Source organism: Roseovarius sp. M141 (assembly GCF_024355225.1).
Taxonomy (GTDB): Bacteria; Pseudomonadota; Alphaproteobacteria; order Rhodobacterales; family Rhodobacteraceae; genus Roseovarius.
Genome location: NZ_VCNH01000008.1, coordinates 3,261,041 through 3,277,808 on the forward strand (window position 1 = coordinate 3,261,041; position 16,768 = coordinate 3,277,808).

Here is a 16,768-nt window from a genome sequence, read left to right on the forward strand (position 1 = left end):
CATAACACCCCGTCCATGTTGTATTTACGTAACGGCAAACTACTATAGGGACTTAAATCACACTGTATATTCAGGTTCAATATGACCGGCGAGACGATGACAATCCGTGAGATGTGCGATGCATTCGACGTGACACCGCGCACCTTGCGCTTTTACGAGGCCAAGGAGCTTCTGGCACCTATCCGGCAAGTTCAAAAGCGGCTTTTCACCAATCGGGATCGCGCACGGCTCAAGCTTATTTTGCGCGGCAAGCGGTTCGGTTTTGCGCTGGAGGATATTCGCCAGTTGCTGGACCTCTACGAATCAGGCGATCCGCATAATGCACAACTGTTGCGCACGAAGGAGCTGGCTGGCGCGCGTCTGGCGCAGATGCTCCGGCAGCGCGAGGAACTGGATGCCGCGATTGAGGACTTGCGTGGCAATATAGACTGGGCAGAGCGACTACTGGCCGAAGGTAAGCCCCCTGATTCCATCACGGATTAGCCATTTCAGCGGCCATACCTTTAATTCTGCGCCCATCACGTGAAGCAATGTTGCGATACAATCGGGCACTTTTGGCCTTGCCGATACACGCGAAAGGGACGGCCCCAAAGGAACCGCCCCTGATCATGACTGCACTCTGAGGGTCTGTGCAAGCCCCCCTGCAACGCTATTTGTTGACGCGTGCGGCGAATTCGTCAACCTGGCGCTCGGCCTCGTCCTTGGCCACGCCATAACGTTCCTGTACCTTGCCTACCAGCTTCTCGCGCTCGCCCTCGGCTTGCTGAACGTCGTCATCCGTCAGCTTGCCCCACTGCGATTTTGCTTCGCCGGTCAGCTGCTTCCAATTGCCTTTGATGGTATCCCAGTTCATTTTTCGCTCCTGTCTTAGGGTTGTCGTTACAGGGGTGAATGTCTCGCCCCTCTATGACTGTCCTAACTTGGCGACCGGCCCTATGGTTCCATGCCCGGCCGGGCGAATCAGACGAATTGCTCGCGCAGCAGTCTTTCTTCCAGCCCATGGCCCGGATCAAACAGGATACGATGGGCGATGCTGGGCTCCGACCGGATTTCGACCCACAGCACATCGGCGACCGCCGTGCTGTCGGCCACTGCCATCACAGGGCGCTTTTCCGGCTCGCAGATATCAAAACGCACCGTTGCAGCCTTGGGCAGCAGCGCACCGCGCCAGCGGCGGGGGCGATAGGCGGCGACGGCGGTCAGGGCCAGAACATCGGACCCGATCGGCAGGATCGGGCCGTGTGCGCTGTAATTATAGGCCGTCGATCCGGCGGGCGTGCATAGCAGCGCGCCGTCACAGGACAGTTCCTCCAGCCGCACATGCCCGTCGACGGTGATCTTCAGCTGCGCGGCCTGCGGTCCGGCCCGCAGGAGCGATACCTCGTTGATGGCAAGGGCGCGGTGCGTACCGCCGTCGGTGGATTCCGCGTGCATCGACAGAGGGTTGATCACCTCTTCGCCTGCGGCCTCCAGCCGCTCCATCAGATCGGCCTCGCTATATTCGTTCATCAAGAATCCGACAGTGCCGCGATTCATCCCGTAGACGGGCACATCCAGTTCCTGCGTCCGGTGCAGGGTCTGCAACATGAAACCATCGCCGCCCAGCGCCACGATGACGCGGGCGCGCTCTTCGGGGACTGTGCCGAACCGGCGCACCAAAGCGGTCTGCGCGGCGCGTGCACTGGGCGCCCCGCTGGCCAGAAAAGCAATGTTTCCGCGCATCTTTTCGCTCGCCCCGCTGTGCTGTCTGATACGGCGTGCAGTGACATCATGTTTTGTCCGTCTGTACCAGCACTGCCGCATCGCCGCACGAAATTGTCGCATTACCAGCTTACATTGTAAGAATGTTTCCGCTACCACATCCTGCAACGACATTGCAATTAGGGAGCCACCCCATGTCCGACTCCGGTTTTTTCACCGAATCCCTGTCCAGCCGAGACCCTGAGCTGTTCAACTCGATCACCAGCGAACTGGGCCGACAGCGCAGCGAAATCGAGCTGATCGCGTCCGAAAACATCGTTTCGGCCGCTGTCATGGAGGCCCAAGGGTCCGTCATGACCAATAAATACGCCGAAGGTTATCCCGGCCGCCGCTACTATGGCGGCTGTCAGTTCGTCGACGTCGCCGAGAATCTCGCGATCGAGCGGGCATGCGAGCTGTTCGGCTGCGGATTCGCCAATGTGCAGCCCAATTCGGGATCGCAGGCCAACCAGGGCGTCATGCAGGCGCTGCTGTCCCCCGGCGACACCATCCTCGGGATGAGCCTCGACGCCGGAGGCCACCTGACCCATGGCGCCGCGCCCAACCAGTCGGGCAAGTGGTTCAACGCCGTTCAATACGGCGTGCGCCGCGACACTCTGGACGTTGATTACGACCAGATGGAAGCGATGGCCAAAGAGCACAAGCCCAAGATGATCATCGCCGGCGGCAGCGCCATCCCGCGTCATCTGGATTTCAAGCGCATCCGCGAGATCGCCGATATGGTCGGCGCCTATGTTCTGGCCGACGTCGCGCATTTTGCGGGTCTCATCGCGGCGGGCGAATACCCCTCGCCCTTCCCGCACGCGCATGTCGCCACCACCACCACCCACAAGACGCTGCGCGGCCCGCGCGGCGGCATGATCCTGACCAATGACGAGGCGCTGGCCAAGAAGTTCAACTCGGCCATCTTCCCCGGCATTCAGGGTGGCCCCCTGATGCATGTGATCGCGGGGAAGGCCGTCGCCTTTGGCGAGGCGCTGCGCCCCGAATTCAAGGGCTACATCCAGCAGGTCGTCAAGAATGCCCAGGCGCTGGCCGACCAGCTGAAAAAGGGTGGTTTGGACATCGTCACCGGCGGCACCGATACGCATCTGATGCTGGTCGATCTGCGCCCCAAGAAGGTGACGGGCAACATCGCCGACGCCTCGCTGGGCCGCGCACATATCACCTGCAACAAGAACGGCGTCCCGTTCGACCCGGAAAAACCGACCGTCACCAGCGGCCTGCGTCTGGGCAGCCCGGCAGGTACCACGCGTGGCTTCAAAGAGGCCGAGTTCCGCCAGATCGGTGACTGGATCGTCGAACTGGTCGATGGTCTGGCCGCCAATGGCGCGGATGGCAACAGCGATGTCGAGGCGAAGGTGCGCGGCGAAGTTGCACAAATGTGCGAACGCTTCCCGCTCTACCCCAACCTCTGAGCCGATAACTTGCACAAATGCGGCGCCGCTGGAAACAGCGGCGCCGTTTTGCGCTTCAGAGCAGCCCGCGCCAGAGCATGAACGCAATGATCGCCGCGCCCAGAATCAACAGGTTGAACACCACGCTACCGGCAAGCCCCAGCAACCGGTCCTTGCGCCGTTCCTTGACGTTGATTGTTGCCAATGGCGCGTTCAACGCGCTCAGCGCGGCATCGACCTGCGCGCGCGCCACCAGACGGCGCAGGCGGGGATGGGCGACCATTGCCTGCATCTGTACCAGCCGGGCACCTGCCTGCTGCGCGGATCCAGGCAGAGACCGCCTGGCCCGGTGCAGGGAATGGGCCAGCGTCTTGCCACGCGCGCCCAGACGGGTGCGCAGTTTGACCTGCATTGCGTCGATATCTTTCTGAAATGTCACCGGATCGATCATCTTTGGCCCCTCATCTCGCCCCGAACACTACCCACGCGGCGCCCAAGGCTCAATGGGGGCTGGAAGCGCAGGCGGCAGCGCGATATCACTTGGCCCATGTTGAACATGATTGACCACGGGGTGCGCACGGACGCCCCCACCCTGCTGATCGCCCACGGTCTCTATGGCTCGGCCCGGAACTGGGGCGTGATCGCGCGGCGTCTGGCCGATACCCGCCGCGTCGTGGCGGTGGATCTGCGCAATCACGGGATGAGCGATTGGAAAGACACCCACAGCTACGCAGATCTGGCCGCCGATCTGGCCGAGATTTGCGAGGCTCTGGACGGCCCGGTTGACGTGCTGGGCCATTCGATGGGCGGCAAGGCGGCGATGACGCTGGCGATGACACAGCCGGCCCTGGTCAACCGCCTGATCGTCGCAGACATCGCGCCGGTTGCCTATGGGCACAGCCAGCTGAAATACCTCGACGCGATGCGCCGGGTGGACCTGTCGCGCATCGAGAAACGCTCGGACGCGACCGCGCTATTGGAACCGTTGGTCGACGATCCGGCGCTGGTGCCGTTCTTCCTGCAATCATTGGATGTTGCCGGGCGCCGTTGGCGCCTGAACCTCGACGTGCTGGCCGACGAGATGCCGCAGATCATGGGTTTTCCCGATCTTCACGGCAGTTTTGAGCGCCCGGCGCTGTTTCTAACCGGCGAGGCATCTGACTACGTCCAGCCCGAACACCGCGAGGTGATCAAATCACTGTTCCCCAAGGCGCGCTTTACGGCGTTGAAAGGCGCGGGCCATTGGCTGCATGCCGAGGAGCCGCGGGCGTTTGTGGATGTGGTGCGGGGGTGGCTGGAGCGCTAAACTTGACGTTAGGACCAAAAGCCAACATCGGACCGTGACTGGCGATGGGCCTGATCATATTTATCGATCAACCGTTCTTCGCGAAACAGGCGTTGCACAACATTATTTCAAAACTGCACAACGCCCCAAGCGGGAGTATCTACAATCAATGCGTTAAATTGCACTTATTGCATTCCAAGCGCTTCTTTGTACATCTCAAGAACGGCCTCTTCTTCGGCAATGTCGTCTTTGTCACGCTTGCGCAATGCAATCACCTTGCGCATCACCTTGGTATCGTAACCGCGGCCCTTGGCCTCGGCCATCACCTCTTTTTGTTGTTCGGCGAGGTCTTTCTTCTCGGCATCCAAACGCTCGATCCGCTCAATGAACTGGCGCAGTTCGTCGGCGGTCACGCGATAGGTATCGGGGGTTCCGGGGGTCTGGTCGTCCATGCTGCTCTCCGCATCGTCGTAAAGCTGTGTCACTACCGCGCCCCCGCCGCCCCCGCAAGCCCCGCCTGCTTGAGCTTGGGCGGCCGATGGACTAGGTCAGCGGGCAAACCGGTAAAGTCAGGAGAGCAGCAATGGAAATACTGATCTGGTGCGGCGCGGCTGTATCGCTCCTCGGTCTTGGTGGCCTGGTCTGGTGCGTGGCCCGTGTATGGCGCGCCCGGCGCGCCGGATTGGACGACACGGCCATGCGCGATGTCCTGCGCAAGGTTTTGCCAGTCAACACCGGTGCACTGCTGCTGTCGGTCATCGGCCTGATGATGGTCGTTCTGGGCATCATGCTGCGCTGAGCGTGACCAACAGCCCCGCGACGAACAGCGCCAGATTTGCGACGGCGATTTGGGCACGTTCCGGATCATTCCTGCTCGTCTGCTTGGCACGCACTGCGGCACGCGACTGATCATTCCGCTTCATTTTCCACATACTTCCGCACTTTCCCCTGTGCCCTTGTGCTCATCCGGGGGGGGCGCCGTATTCAGCGCGGCCATGTTTGCCGCGTTGGCACTGTCGTCGCCGGGCGTCAGGCGCACGGCACGCATGCCATTCATCTGCCCCAGCCGCCCCAACGCGACGACATGTTTCTGGCCGGTCTCCAGTCGGATCTGAAGCGGTCGATCCATCTGGAATGGCACGACGTCGCCGGGCGCCAGGCCGCATAGCTGCGTCAACGGCAAGCTAACGCGGCCCAACACCGCCTCCATACTGACGGGCGCGTTCATCGCGCTTTGCTCCAGCGTGCGCTGCACCTTGTCCACGCCCGGCGCAGTCGCGGGTGGCGGCGGGGCAACGGGCACCGGCAGCAGAAAGGCGACACTACCCGGAAGGGCGCCCTCCCCCAATTCGACGGTCATGCGAAAAACGTGAAACGCGGCCGCATTCAGCGCCAGAGACATGCCGCGCGCATCCTCCATCATCACGCCAAACCGGAAACCACTAGCCCAGTGGTCGGGCGCTTCTTCGCTCAGCTGCGCCTCGGCGCGCTCCAACGTTGCATCGATCAGCGGGGCGGCGATGGCCGCATCCGTGCGCGTCACAGCGCGGCCACCCGGCGGGCGCCCGCTGACGCGCCCCGTGGTCTGCACCTCAATCAACGCCGAAAGCAGGGCATCGTCCAGCCGCACGGCGCCGCGCGCGCCCTTCGGTCCATCCAGCAGCACCAGAAGACCGCCATCGTTGAATTCCGCGCGCAGGGCAGTTTGGGAAATCTCGACCTGCTCGACAGTGGTCACAATCATCGGGAGGTCAAAATGCGTATCGGACGCTTGCGCCAGCGCCAGACGCAGCGCCTTGGCCGGGGACATGGCGCGGGCATGATATTCCTCGCGAGAGGCCCGCGCCTTGCGGTGAATTACCTTGTTACCGCCACCCGTCACCATGCGCTGCCGTGCCATCCCTTACCAGATCTTCAACGCACCGACCCTACCGCCCATTGGTTACCAAATTGTTTCGCCGATACCGGCTATTGCGACGCCTGCGGCAGCGTCACCCGAAACCCCGCGCCGCCCTGCCCGGGAAGGTATGCGATGGCGCCGCCCAGCCGGTGCATGATCTCGCGGCAGATCGCCAGCCCCAGACCGGCGCCGGGCGCACGGGTTTCCCCAAGGCGCGAGAATTTTTCAAAGATCAACGCCTCATTCTGAATCGGGATGCCGGTACCGTTATCGATGAAATCCACGATCAGACCATTGCCGTCACGCTCGGCGCGGATTTCCAGAACGGGATGATCCGCATCGCAATATTTGCGCACATTCGCGATGAGATTGATGAAAACCTGCGCCAGCCGGTCGATATCCGTGTGCAGGACCATCGCCTCGGCCGTCGTGTCGCGGCGGATATCCAAGCCACCAAGCGTCCCGCCGACCGCGCCCGATATGGCCCGGTCCAGCACCTCGGCCAGCGTGGCGGTCTGGACGTTCAGCACCACCTGCCCCGACTCCAGCACCGAAAGGTCCAGCAGATCATCCAGCAGCCGCGTCAGCCGTAGCGATTCCGCGTGAATGATCGAGGCATATTTCTGCAACTCTTCCGGGGTCAGCCCACCGCCAAGCAGGATTTCGGAAAAGGCGCGAATCGACGTCATCGGCGTGCGTAGCTCGTGACTGACCTGGCTGAGAAAGCCATCCTTCTGCACCGATAGCTGCGTCAGTTTTTCGTTGACCACGCGCAGTTGGCGCGCTGTTCTGGCCTGCTCGGCCGATTTGGCCTCCAGCCGACTGGAATATTCCATGATCTGCGCTGTCTCGTCGGCGACGGCCAGCAGGTCTTCGACCGATACGGTCGCGCGCCCGACGATCTGGCTGACCATGGCGTGAGCGGTGGCGGCCCCGACCGACCCCGACAGGCGCCGTTCGAGATATTCCAGAAATTCCGGCGACGGTTCAGGCAGATAGCCGCTCAGGCCTTGGCGGCGGGCGGCGCGGGCGAAAATTTCCTGCGCCTCGGTGGCGCCCAGGATGCGCTGCGACATGATCAGAAGATCCTCGGACTGGCCCAGCCCGCCGGTCCAACTGCCCGGGCGCTGCGAGTGATCGAATACATTGACGAATTGGGCCCCCTGTAGCCGCTCGATCGGGCGCGGAAAGCTGAACATCGACACCGCGCAGAAAGCCGCGCAATTCAGCAGCATCGACCACATCACCGCATGAACCAGCGGGTCCATCCCTCCGGTCCAGAACATGGCGTGCGGGCGCAGCCAGGACAGGCCGAACAGGCCCGCCTCCATCACCCGCACCGGCACGATCACCCCCGCGCCAAAGCTGGGTAGAAGCAGGCAGTAAAGCCACAACGCAAACCCCACGCTGAGGCCCGCCAGCGCGCCTGACCGCGTGGCACCGCGCCACACAAGCCCGCCCATAAGCGCGGGCAGAAACTGCGCGACGCCGGCAAAGGCGATCAGCCCGATAGCCGCCAGCGCAGTGCCGCCGCCCGACAGGCGGAAATAAAAATACCCCAGAAACACCACGCCACCGATGGACAGGCGCCGCGCCAGCAGCGCGAACTGGCGCACATCGCCCGACATCATCGCCGCACCTCCGGTCGCCCGCAGCCAGATCGGCATGACGATATGATTCGAAACCATGGTCGACAGCGCGATGGCCGCGACGATCACCATAGATGTGGCCGACGAAAACCCCCCCAGAAACGACAGGATCGCCAGCCCGTCCTGCCCCACCAGCAACGGCAGTTTCAGCACGTACAGATCGGGGTTCGATCCCTGGGGCATCAGATCGAGGCCAACAGCGGCGATCGGCACGACAAACAGGCTGATCAGCATCAGGTACAGCGGAAAGGCCCACGCGGCCGTGCGCAGATGGCGCTCATCTTCGTTTTCCACGACCATCACCTGAAACATGCGCGGCAGGCATAGAAATGCGGCTGCCGACAGCAACGTCAGCGCGGTCCAGCGGCTGGCCGATACGTTGAATTCGGCGATGGGCGAGGCGTCGATACGGGCCAGCGTCTGCGCGATTCCGCTCTCCAGCCCCCAGACGACAAAGATGCCGACGGCCAGCAACGCAAACAGTTTCACCACCGCCTCCAGCGCGATGGCGATGACAACACCGTGATGGCGCTCGTTCGCGTCCAGATTGCGGGTGCCGAACAGGATGGTGAACAGCGTCAGCCCCAGCGCCACATAGACAGCAATGGACTGTTCGCTGCGGCCCTGCCCGATGGGATCGACCGGCGAAAAGGCCGCAAAGGACAGCGTGACCGATTGCAGCTGCAGCGCGATGTAGGGCGTCGTGCCGATCACCGCCAGAACGGTGACGCAGACGGCCAGCGTGTTCGATTTCCCGTAGCGCGATGAAATCATGTCGGCGACCGAGGTGATGCGCTGGCTGCGTCCCACGCGCACCATCTTGCGCAGGGTCCACCACCAGCCGATCATCACCAGCGTCGGACCAAGGTAGATGGTGACATATTCCAGCCCCGACCGCGCGGCAAAGCCGACAGCGCCATAGAATGTCCAGGCCGTGCAATAGATCGACAGCGACAGCGTGTAGACCAACGGCGAGCGCAGCCAGCCACCACGTCCCTGCCGCGCCGCCCGGTCGGCGGCAAAGGCGACGGCAAACAGCAGCACCACATAGGCGACGCAGACCGCCACCAGAATGTTGAGCGTCGCCATCAGCCGTGCCGTACCGGGGCGCCCGGCGCAGCGCCCGCGGCGCCATCGCCATCCGGGGCGCCAGGATCGGCGTCCTCATCCGGGGGGGCGTCACCGCCAGTACCAAGGCTGCGGGTGACCAGCGCCGACAGGGCCACCAAAATCGCCCAGACGGCAAACAGATACAGCAACACATGCGATGTGCGCGGCGCGGCGCCCCCGGCGCCCAGCCACAGCAGCGGCAGCGCAAACAACAGCGCGCCGAAAACCGGCAACAGCCCGGCCGCGTCGATCATGCGGCGGCGGCGATATGTCCCGCGCGCGACGAATTCGGCGCGCCCGCCGGGGGGCCGGTCGGTCATCCGCCACCGGCGAGGGTGCGCACCGCCTCCAGCATCTCAGCGTTCGAAAATGGCTTGGTCATGAACATGCTGGCCCCGGCCCTCTCGGCCATTTCGCGATCCTTGCGCTGACCGCGCGCCGTCAGCATCAGCACCGGGGTCTGCGCCAGCGCCGGATCGGCGCGGATATCGGCCAGCAGGTCAAACCCCGACCGCCCCGGCAGCATCACGTCGAGCATGATCAGATCGGGCTGGCGGGCGCGTATCACCTCCATCGCGTCGTTGCCCCCGGAATGGCTGCGCACCTGCCACCCGTCCCGCGACAGGATAAAGGTGATCGCCTCGATGATGTTTGGCTCGTCTTCGATCAGCAGAACCTGGCTGGTCATGCGGCGTGCCCTCCTTGGAAACGGGATGCATCAGACGCTCACTATTGGGCCAAGGCCCGGCGCATGTCAAAACCAAGCTGCGCAGGGTTGCGTGTCACAGATCCGTATCGCCCGCATTTGCCAGAACCGACGGCTCGTGCCGTGCGCCGCAGTCCGTGCGCGGGCAGACGCGGCAGGCGGTACCGACAGGCATCAGCGCGGTCTCCCCATCCCCGGCCACGTCCGGCAGCAGCAGCATGAAGGACCGCATCAGCGGCGGCATGTTGAACGCGGGCGGCGCGGCGGGCTCGCAGGTGGCAATGGACAGAACCGGCTGCGCACCCCGGTCCGGCTGCACGATGCGCTGGCGCAGCGGCATGGCAGGCTGCCCGGCGACGCGAAACAACGGCCACAGCGGGCATGCCCCGGCAAGGCGTGTGGCCGCAAACCCCTCAAGCGGCTTCAATGTTCCGATCGCGCCCGACGCGTCGGCACTGATCAGGCCGACCGGGCCGACCGCATCCTCGGGCATCGCGGCGAGGCGGCGCATCAGGCGCGGCAACGGTACGCCCACCTCCTGCGCCAGCGCCAGCGGCGCAAGGCCATGGCGCGCCACCGCCCGCAGCAACGTGGCCTGCGGCAGCGCAGCGGCATCGGCGCAGTACGTCTCCAGCGCCCCGCGGGCCAGCATATGCGCGCCTGTGCCGGGGCGCATATCACCCGTAGCAAGGACGGCATCGACGTCGCCGCCCTGCTCCAACGCGTCAAACTGGTGGCCCGCCGCCGCCAGGAAACGATCCACCTCGTCCTGCGGTGACAGGATGTCGCGTCCGGTTCCCGGTCCGTCATCCAGATAGCGCACCAGCCGCTGCGCCCCGTCGGCCAGACGCTGACTGTCCTCACCCAGATTGCGGTGAAACCGGGCCCGCCATTCCGGCTCCAGCGCCGGCGTTTCGACAAGGATCGACGCGGTCGAGCGGATGGCCGTGACGACTGACAGCACTTCGTGCAGGGACGCGGCGAGTTGCGGATCATGCGCCAGCCGGTCGGACAGCGCATCCACCTGCCGCCCGGCCGCCTGTGCGCGGCGCAGTGTATCCGCCAGCAGTTGCGCCCAGCCGGGAAAGCGGCCGGCGAATTCCTCGGCGCGGTCCAGATCAGGCGTCGGCGTCGTGTCAGCATCGCCAGCTTCGGCGGCCTCGCCCGCCGCCTCGCGCAGGGCGGCGATCAGCGCGGCCTCACCGCCCTGTGACAGCGTCTGCGCGTCGACCTCCAGCGCCTCTGCCAGACGCAGCAGGATACGCCCGCCGATTTTGCGCCGGTTATGTTCGATCAGGTTCAGATAGGACGGTGAAATCCCGGCCTGACTGGCCAGCGCCCCCTGCGCGACCCCGCGCGCCAGACGTCGTTCGCGAATACGGGTGCCGATCGTTGTGCCGCCTACCGCGCCGCCCTTCATGTCATTTCCTCTCCGAATCAATGTGTTTTTCGAACGATTGACAAAACTTTACACAAAAGATGACAGCGCTGTGCAGTATTTTACAAGAATATTGTTTCCTGCAAGCCGGTTGTTGAGGAATTTTCTTTCTCCGTGCCATACTGCATTTGCACATCTGTGCGATCCGGCAGTGCGCAGAGGAGGTGCGCTGCCGTGATTACTCAACAGGGAGGATTCTTATGTCCACATCGAATTTCACGCGCCGCGGTCTGCTGAGGACCAGCGTCGTCGCAGGCGCCGGTCTGGCCGTTCCGACAATCTTTACCGCCAGCAGCGTGTCGGCCTTTGCCAACGATCCCGGCGATGCCAGCACCGTCACGCTGGGCTTCAACGTGCCGCAATCGGGCCCCTACGCCGACGAGGGCGCGGACGAGCTGCGCGCTTATGAGCTGGCGGTCGAGCATCTGAACGGCGGCGGCGATGGCGGCATGATGCAGACCTTCAGCTCGAAGGCGCTTCAGGGTAACGGTATCATGGGCAAGAAGGTGGAATACGTCACCGGCGACACCCAGACCAAATCGGACGCCGCGCGCGCATCGGCAAAATCGATGATCGAAAAGGACGGCGTGGTGTTGGTCACCGGCGGATCGTCCTCGGGCGTGGCCGTTGCCGTGCAGGCGCTGTGCCAGGAGGCCGGCGTGATCTTCATGGCGGGCCTGACGCACTCGAACGACACCACCGGCAAGGACCGCAAGGCCAATGGTTTCCGTCACTTCTTTAACAGCTGGATGTCCGGCGCGGCGTTGGCGCCCGTTCTGGCAAATGCCTACGGCACCGACCGCAAGGCATACCACCTGACTGCCGACTACAACTGGGGCTATACCACCGAAGAGGCTGTCCGCAATTCCACCGAGGCGCTCGGCTGGGAGACAGTGAACGCGGTCAAGACACCGCTGACGCAGACCGATTTCAGCTCGTATATCACGCCGGTCCTGCAATCGGATGCCGACGTGCTGGTGCTGAACCACTACGGCAACAACATGGTGAACAGCCTGACCAACGCCGTCCAGTTCGGCCTGCGCGACAAGATGGTCAATGACAAGCAATTCGAGATCGTCGTGCCACTGTATTCAGAGCTGATGGCGCGCGGCGCGGGCAAGAACGTGGCCGGTATCTTTGGCTCGCAGAACTGGGACTGGAAACTGCAAAAGGAGAAGGGCGACCGCTATATCGGCTCGGACGCCTTCGTCAAATCCTTCGGCGAAAAATATGGCTTCCCGCCCAGCCAGGCAGCGCATACCTGCTATGTGCAGACCCTGCTATATGCCGATGCGGTCGAGCGTGCGGGCAGCTTTGCCCCCTGCGCGGTCGTCGAGGCGCTGGAAGGCTTCGAGTTCGACGGCTTGGGCAACGGCCCGACCCTGTATCGCGCCGCAGATCACCAGTGCTTCAAGGATGTGGTCGTGGTGCGCGGCAAGGAGAACCCCGAGAACGAGTTCGACCTGGTTGAGATCGTCGAAGTGACCCCTGCCGAGCAGGTCACCTACGCCCCCGACGCCCCTGAATTCGGCGGCCCGGACGCGACGCTGGGCGAATGCAACGACGGCGCATGATCTGACTGAGGGCTGCCCCCGACAATTGGAGGGGGCAGCGCTTGGCTTGTGCACGACAGGCCCCGTCCGGGGCAGGCCCGGCCATATGCGCCGGATAGTTTTCTGACATGCGAGGCAGACGATGGATGCAATAATCCTGCAAATCCTCAATGGGCTGGACAAGGGATCGGCCTATGCGCTGATCGCTCTCGGCCTGACGTTGATCTTCGGTACGCTAGGGGTGGTGAATTTCGCCCACGGCGCATTGTTCATGATCGGCGCGTTCTGCGCCGTCACGATAAGCCGCATCCTGACGTTCAGCCACGAGGTGGTGGACGACACGCGTACCGATTTCTTGGGCAATCCGATGACGGTCGATGTGCCCTACATCCATAGCATCGTCGGGCAAAATGCCGGGGATTTCATAATTGACTGGGCGGTGCCGATCTCGATCCTCTTTGCCATTCCGGTGATGATCGCCATCGGCGTCATCATGGAGCGCGGCCTGATCAAGCATTTCTACAAGCGCCCCCATGCCGACCAGATCCTGGTGACGTTCGGTCTGGCCATCGTGTTGCAGGAAGTCATCAAATTCTACTACGGCGCCAACCCGATCCCGACACCCGCGCCCAGCGCCTTCCGCGGCTCGTTCGATTTCGGCGCGCTGCTGGGGCTGGGGGCCAATTCGATCATCTACCCCTACTGGCGCCTCGTCTACTTCGCCTTTTCGCTGGTCATCATCGGCGGGGTCTTTGCCTTCCTGCGCTTTACCACCTTCGGGATGGTCGTGCGCGCCGGCATGGCAGACCGCGAGACGGTGGGCCTGCTGGGCATCAATATCGACAAGCGGTTCACCATCATGTTCGGCATCGCCGCCGCCGTCGCGGGCCTTGCAGGGGTCATGTATGCGCCCATCAACAGCCCCAACTACCACATGGGCATGGATTTTCTGGTGCTCAGCTTCGTCGTGGTCGTGGTCGGCGGCATGGGCAGCCTGCCGGGCGCCGTGCTGGCCGGGTTCCTGCTGGGTGTACTCGAAAGCTTTGCCTCGATGTCCGAGGTGCTGGAGGTGCTGCCGGGCATCAATCAGATCGTCATCTATCTGGTCGCGATCATCATTTTGCTGACCCGCCCGCGCGGCCTGATGGGCCGCAAAGGCGTGATGGAGGAATAAACCATGCTGGGAATGACACGCAAAGACGCCATTCTACTGGTCATCGTCGCGGTGCTCGCGCTGGCGGCCCCCTTCATCCTGAACCCGTTCCCGCAAGATTCCGGCATGGCACAGTTCAACGCCGGCTATCCGGACCTGATGCAACGCTTCGCGATCTTCGGGATCTTCGCCATCGGGTTCAATATCCTGTTCGGCCTGACCGGATATCTCAGCTTTGGCCACGCCGCGTTTCTGGGGGTGGGCAGCTATGCCGGCATCTGGATGATGAAGCTGCTGACAGCCAACATCATCCCCGGCATCATCATGTCGGTGATTGTCGCGGGCCTGTTCGCGCTGGTCGTCGGATTCATCTCGCTGCGCCGGTCGGGCATCTATTTCTCCATCCTCACGCTGGCCTTCGCGCAGATGTCCTATGCGCTGGCCTATTCGGTGCTGACCCCCATCACCGGCGGCGAAACCGGCCTGCAACTGAAGCTGAACGATGCGCGCATCCTTGACGGCGCGCTGGCGCCGGGCCAACGGGCACATGCCAACCTCTTTGGGCTGGACATGACGGCCAGCTACGATCTGACCGTCGGCGCGTGGCAGTTCACCTTCAACGCGGGCTACTACATTGCCGCCGTGGTATTGGTGCTGGCCTTCTACCTGTCGATCCGCATCTTCCGCTCGCCCTTCGGCCTGATGCTGCGCGCGATCAAGAGCAATAACACCCGCATGACCTATACCGGACTCAACGCGCGCCCCTATGCGCTGGCCGCCTTTGTCATCTCGGGCATGTATGCCGGCCTTGCCGGGGGCCTGATGGTGGCGATGGATACCCAAGTGGGGCCTGAGCGGATGTTCTGGACCGCCTCGGGCGAGGTGGTTCTGATGACCATCCTCGGCGGCGCGGGCACGCTGATCGGCCCGGTTCTGGGCGCGGGTCTGATCAAATACATGGAGAACATCATTTCCAAGATCAACAGCGGCATCCTGCACGAATGGTTCTACTGGCTGCCCGACGGTCTGGAGGATTTCGTGATCACGCTCATCTATCCCTTCGTCGGCAAGGGCTGGCACCTGACGCTTGGCATCGTGTTCATGCTGGTCGTCATTTTCCTGCCCGGTGGTCTGGTCGAAGGCGGACAGCGGATCAAGCGCCTGTTTCGCGCCAGGAAAGCTGCCAAGACCTCGAAACAAACAACCCCCGCCGAATAAGGAGCCGCAGTCATGGGCATTCTAGAAGTCAAGAACGTGAACAAGCGGTTCGGCGGCCTTCAGGCGCTGGGGGACGTGAATCTCAGCATCGCGGAAAACACCGTCCACGCCATTATCGGCCCCAACGGGGCCGGCAAATCCACCCTGCTGAACGTGCTGGTGGGCAAGCTGATCCCCGACACCGGGTCCGTCATGTTCGACGGTCAGTCGGTGCTGGGGCGCAAACCTTATGAGATCAACCAGATGGGCATTTCCCGCGTGTTCCAGACGCCCGAGATATTCGGCGATCTGACGGTGCTGGAAAACATGATGATCCCGATCTTTGCCAAGCGGGACGGATCGTTCCGCATGCACGCAATCGAAAGCATTGCCAGCGAGCGCAGCGTTGTCGAGCAGGCCGAGCAGATGCTGGAAAGCCTGAATCTGGCCGATGCGCGCTTTGACCATTCGGCATCGATGTCGCGCGGCAACAAAAGGCGGCTGGAGATCGGCATGTGCCTGGCGCAAGAGCCGCGCCTGCTGCTGCTGGATGAACCCACCGCCGGCATGGCGCGCGCCGACACCAACAACACCATCGATTTGCTAAAACAGATCAAGGACGAGCGCGACATCACCATCGCCATCATCGAACACGACATGCACGTCGTCTTCAGCCTGGCCCAGCGGATCACGGTGTTGGCCCAAGGCTCCCCGCTGGTCGAGGATACCCCCGACAACATCAAGGGCCACCCGAAGGTCCGCGAGGCCTATCTGGGCGAAAGCGCCGCCGCCTGACGACACGGACCCCGCGCCGCAGACGCGCCAGAGAGGACAGACAAGATGACCCTGAAACCCGATTTTTCCAAGCACGCAAACCACGCCGCCACCGCCCCCGCCTTCCTGTCGGTCTGGGGGATGCAGGCCTATTACGGTGAAAGCTATATCGTGCAGGACATCAGCTTCAACGTGCACGAGGGCGAGATCCTCGCGCTGCTGGGCCGCAATGGCGCGGGCAAGACGACAACCCTGCGCGCCATCGCCCGCATGGACAACCCGCAGCTGAATCACGGCGAGATCTGGCTGGACCATCAGCCCCTGCACAAGATGAAAAGCTACGAGGCCGCCATCGCCGGAATCGGCCTTGTTCCCGAGGATCGCTGCATCATCCCCGGCCTCACGGTCGAGGAAAATCTGCAACTGGCCCAGATCGCCCCGCCGATCGGCTGGTCGCTGGAACGGCTCTACGATCTGTTCCCGCGCCTTGCCGAGCGCCGCACCCAGGAAGGCGTGACGCTTTCGGGCGGAGAGCAGCAAATGCTGGCCGTCGCACGCGCACTGGCCCGCGATATCAAGGTGTTGCTGCTGGACGAACCTTACGAAGGACTGGCTCCCGTCATCGTGGATGAGATCGAGAAAACCCTGCGCATCATCAAGGCGCAGGGCATCACCACCATACTGGTGGAGCAGAACGCGGTGCGCGCGCTGGAGCTGTCAGACCGCGCCGTGATCCTTGACACTGGCGGCATCGTCTTTGACGGTAGTGCAGCCGAGGTTCTCGACAACCAGGAACTGCGCGCGGAATATTTGGCGATCTGAGAGCGCGGCCCTGCCCGCCCGGA

At 63.1% G+C, this 16,768-nt stretch carries 18 protein-coding genes; 9 read left to right on the top strand and 9 right to left on the bottom strand.

Annotation, left to right across the window (positions count from 1 at the left end; translation table 11 throughout):
- Positions 1-81: 81 nt before the first annotated feature.
- Complete coding sequence (locus FGD77_RS19835) at positions 82-483, top strand: MerR family DNA-binding transcriptional regulator (protein WP_255013081.1); 402 nt, start codon at positions 82-84, stop codon at positions 481-483.
- A gap of 166 nt (positions 484-649) precedes the next feature.
- On the opposite strand, the gene FGD77_RS19840 is transcribed toward FGD77_RS19835, so the two are convergent.
- Entirely contained in the window at positions 650-853 is a 204-nt protein-coding gene (locus tag FGD77_RS19840) for a CsbD family protein (RefSeq protein ID WP_255013083.1), read from the bottom strand.
- A 107-nt stretch (positions 854-960) separates the two neighbouring features.
- A complete protein-coding gene (locus tag FGD77_RS19845) occupies positions 961-1,722 on the bottom strand; it encodes an NAD kinase (protein ID WP_255013085.1) in 762 nt (253 codons plus the stop codon).
- A 173-nt stretch (positions 1,723-1,895) separates the two neighbouring features.
- Between FGD77_RS19845 and glyA the strand changes: the two genes are divergently transcribed.
- Positions 1,896-3,179: a serine hydroxymethyltransferase gene (gene glyA, locus FGD77_RS19850; RefSeq protein WP_255013087.1), complete on the top strand. Its 1,284-nt coding sequence runs from the start codon at positions 1,896-1,898 to the stop codon at positions 3,177-3,179.
- Between the two features lie 55 nt (positions 3,180-3,234).
- Here the strand turns inward: glyA and FGD77_RS19855 are convergent, their stop codons facing one another.
- Positions 3,235-3,609, bottom strand: a complete 375-nt coding sequence (locus tag FGD77_RS19855; protein WP_255013089.1) for a hypothetical protein — start codon at positions 3,607-3,609, stop codon at positions 3,235-3,237.
- A gap of 96 nt (positions 3,610-3,705) precedes the next feature.
- On the opposite strand from FGD77_RS19855, the gene FGD77_RS19860 reads away from it, so the two are divergent.
- Entirely contained in the window at positions 3,706-4,464 is a 759-nt protein-coding gene (locus FGD77_RS19860) for an alpha/beta fold hydrolase (RefSeq protein ID WP_255013091.1), read from the top strand.
- A gap of 164 nt (positions 4,465-4,628) precedes the next feature.
- Here the strand turns inward: FGD77_RS19860 and FGD77_RS19865 are convergent, their stop codons facing one another.
- The gene (locus tag FGD77_RS19865) at positions 4,629-4,895 is read right to left on the bottom strand and encodes a DUF2312 domain-containing protein (RefSeq protein WP_255013093.1); all 267 of its coding nucleotides are present in this window, start codon (positions 4,893-4,895) and stop codon (positions 4,629-4,631) included.
- A 131-nt stretch (positions 4,896-5,026) separates the two neighbouring features.
- Here FGD77_RS19865 and FGD77_RS19870 point away from each other — a divergent pair, with 131 nt between their 5' ends.
- Positions 5,027-5,242 carry a hypothetical protein gene (locus FGD77_RS19870; RefSeq protein ID WP_255013095.1) on the top strand — a complete coding sequence of 72 codons (216 nt, stop codon included), beginning with the start codon at positions 5,027-5,029 and terminating at the stop codon, positions 5,240-5,242.
- Positions 5,243-5,362: 120 nt separating this feature from the next.
- Here FGD77_RS19870 and FGD77_RS19875 read toward each other — a convergent pair whose 3' ends face one another.
- From FGD77_RS19875 to FGD77_RS19895, 5 genes are all read right to left on the bottom strand, one after another.
- Positions 5,363-6,343, bottom strand: a complete 981-nt coding sequence (locus FGD77_RS19875; protein WP_255013097.1) for a FliM/FliN family flagellar motor C-terminal domain-containing protein — start codon at positions 6,341-6,343, stop codon at positions 5,363-5,365.
- A 68-nt stretch (positions 6,344-6,411) separates the two neighbouring features.
- Positions 6,412-9,081 carry an ATP-binding protein gene (locus FGD77_RS19880; protein WP_255013100.1) on the bottom strand — a complete coding sequence of 890 codons (2,670 nt, stop codon included), beginning with the start codon at positions 9,079-9,081 and terminating at the stop codon, positions 6,412-6,414.
- Positions 9,081-9,422 (bottom strand): hypothetical protein, encoded by a 342-nt coding sequence (locus FGD77_RS19885; protein ID WP_255013101.1) that lies wholly within the window; start codon positions 9,420-9,422, stop codon positions 9,081-9,083. The genes FGD77_RS19880 and FGD77_RS19885 overlap by 1 nt, the downstream gene beginning before the upstream one ends.
- Positions 9,419-9,790, bottom strand: a complete 372-nt coding sequence (locus tag FGD77_RS19890) for a response regulator transcription factor (protein WP_255013103.1) — start codon at positions 9,788-9,790, stop codon at positions 9,419-9,421. The genes FGD77_RS19885 and FGD77_RS19890 overlap by 4 nt, the downstream gene beginning before the upstream one ends.
- Before the next feature lie 94 nt (positions 9,791-9,884).
- A complete protein-coding gene (locus FGD77_RS19895; protein ID WP_255013105.1) occupies positions 9,885-11,228 on the bottom strand; it encodes a helix-turn-helix domain-containing protein in 1,344 nt (447 codons plus the stop codon).
- 218 nt (positions 11,229-11,446) lie between these two features.
- Between FGD77_RS19895 and FGD77_RS19900 the strand changes: the two genes are divergently transcribed.
- From FGD77_RS19900 to FGD77_RS19920, 5 genes are all read left to right on the top strand, one after another.
- On the top strand, positions 11,447-12,820 hold the full coding sequence (locus FGD77_RS19900) for a substrate-binding protein (RefSeq protein ID WP_255013107.1): 1,374 nt from the start codon (positions 11,447-11,449) through the stop codon (positions 12,818-12,820).
- A 121-nt stretch (positions 12,821-12,941) separates the two neighbouring features.
- Entirely contained in the window at positions 12,942-13,973 is a 1,032-nt protein-coding gene (locus tag FGD77_RS19905; RefSeq protein ID WP_255013109.1) for a branched-chain amino acid ABC transporter permease, read from the top strand.
- A gap of 3 nt (positions 13,974-13,976) precedes the next feature.
- Positions 13,977-15,170 (top strand): branched-chain amino acid ABC transporter permease, encoded by a 1,194-nt coding sequence (locus tag FGD77_RS19910; protein WP_255013112.1) that lies wholly within the window; start codon positions 13,977-13,979, stop codon positions 15,168-15,170.
- Positions 15,171-15,182: 12 nt separating this feature from the next.
- Positions 15,183-15,944: an ABC transporter ATP-binding protein gene (locus FGD77_RS19915; RefSeq protein WP_255013114.1), complete on the top strand. Its 762-nt coding sequence runs from the start codon at positions 15,183-15,185 to the stop codon at positions 15,942-15,944.
- Between the two features lie 45 nt (positions 15,945-15,989).
- Positions 15,990-16,745: an ABC transporter ATP-binding protein gene (locus FGD77_RS19920; RefSeq protein WP_255013116.1), complete on the top strand. Its 756-nt coding sequence runs from the start codon at positions 15,990-15,992 to the stop codon at positions 16,743-16,745.
- The last annotated feature ends 23 nt before the right edge of the window (positions 16,746-16,768 follow it).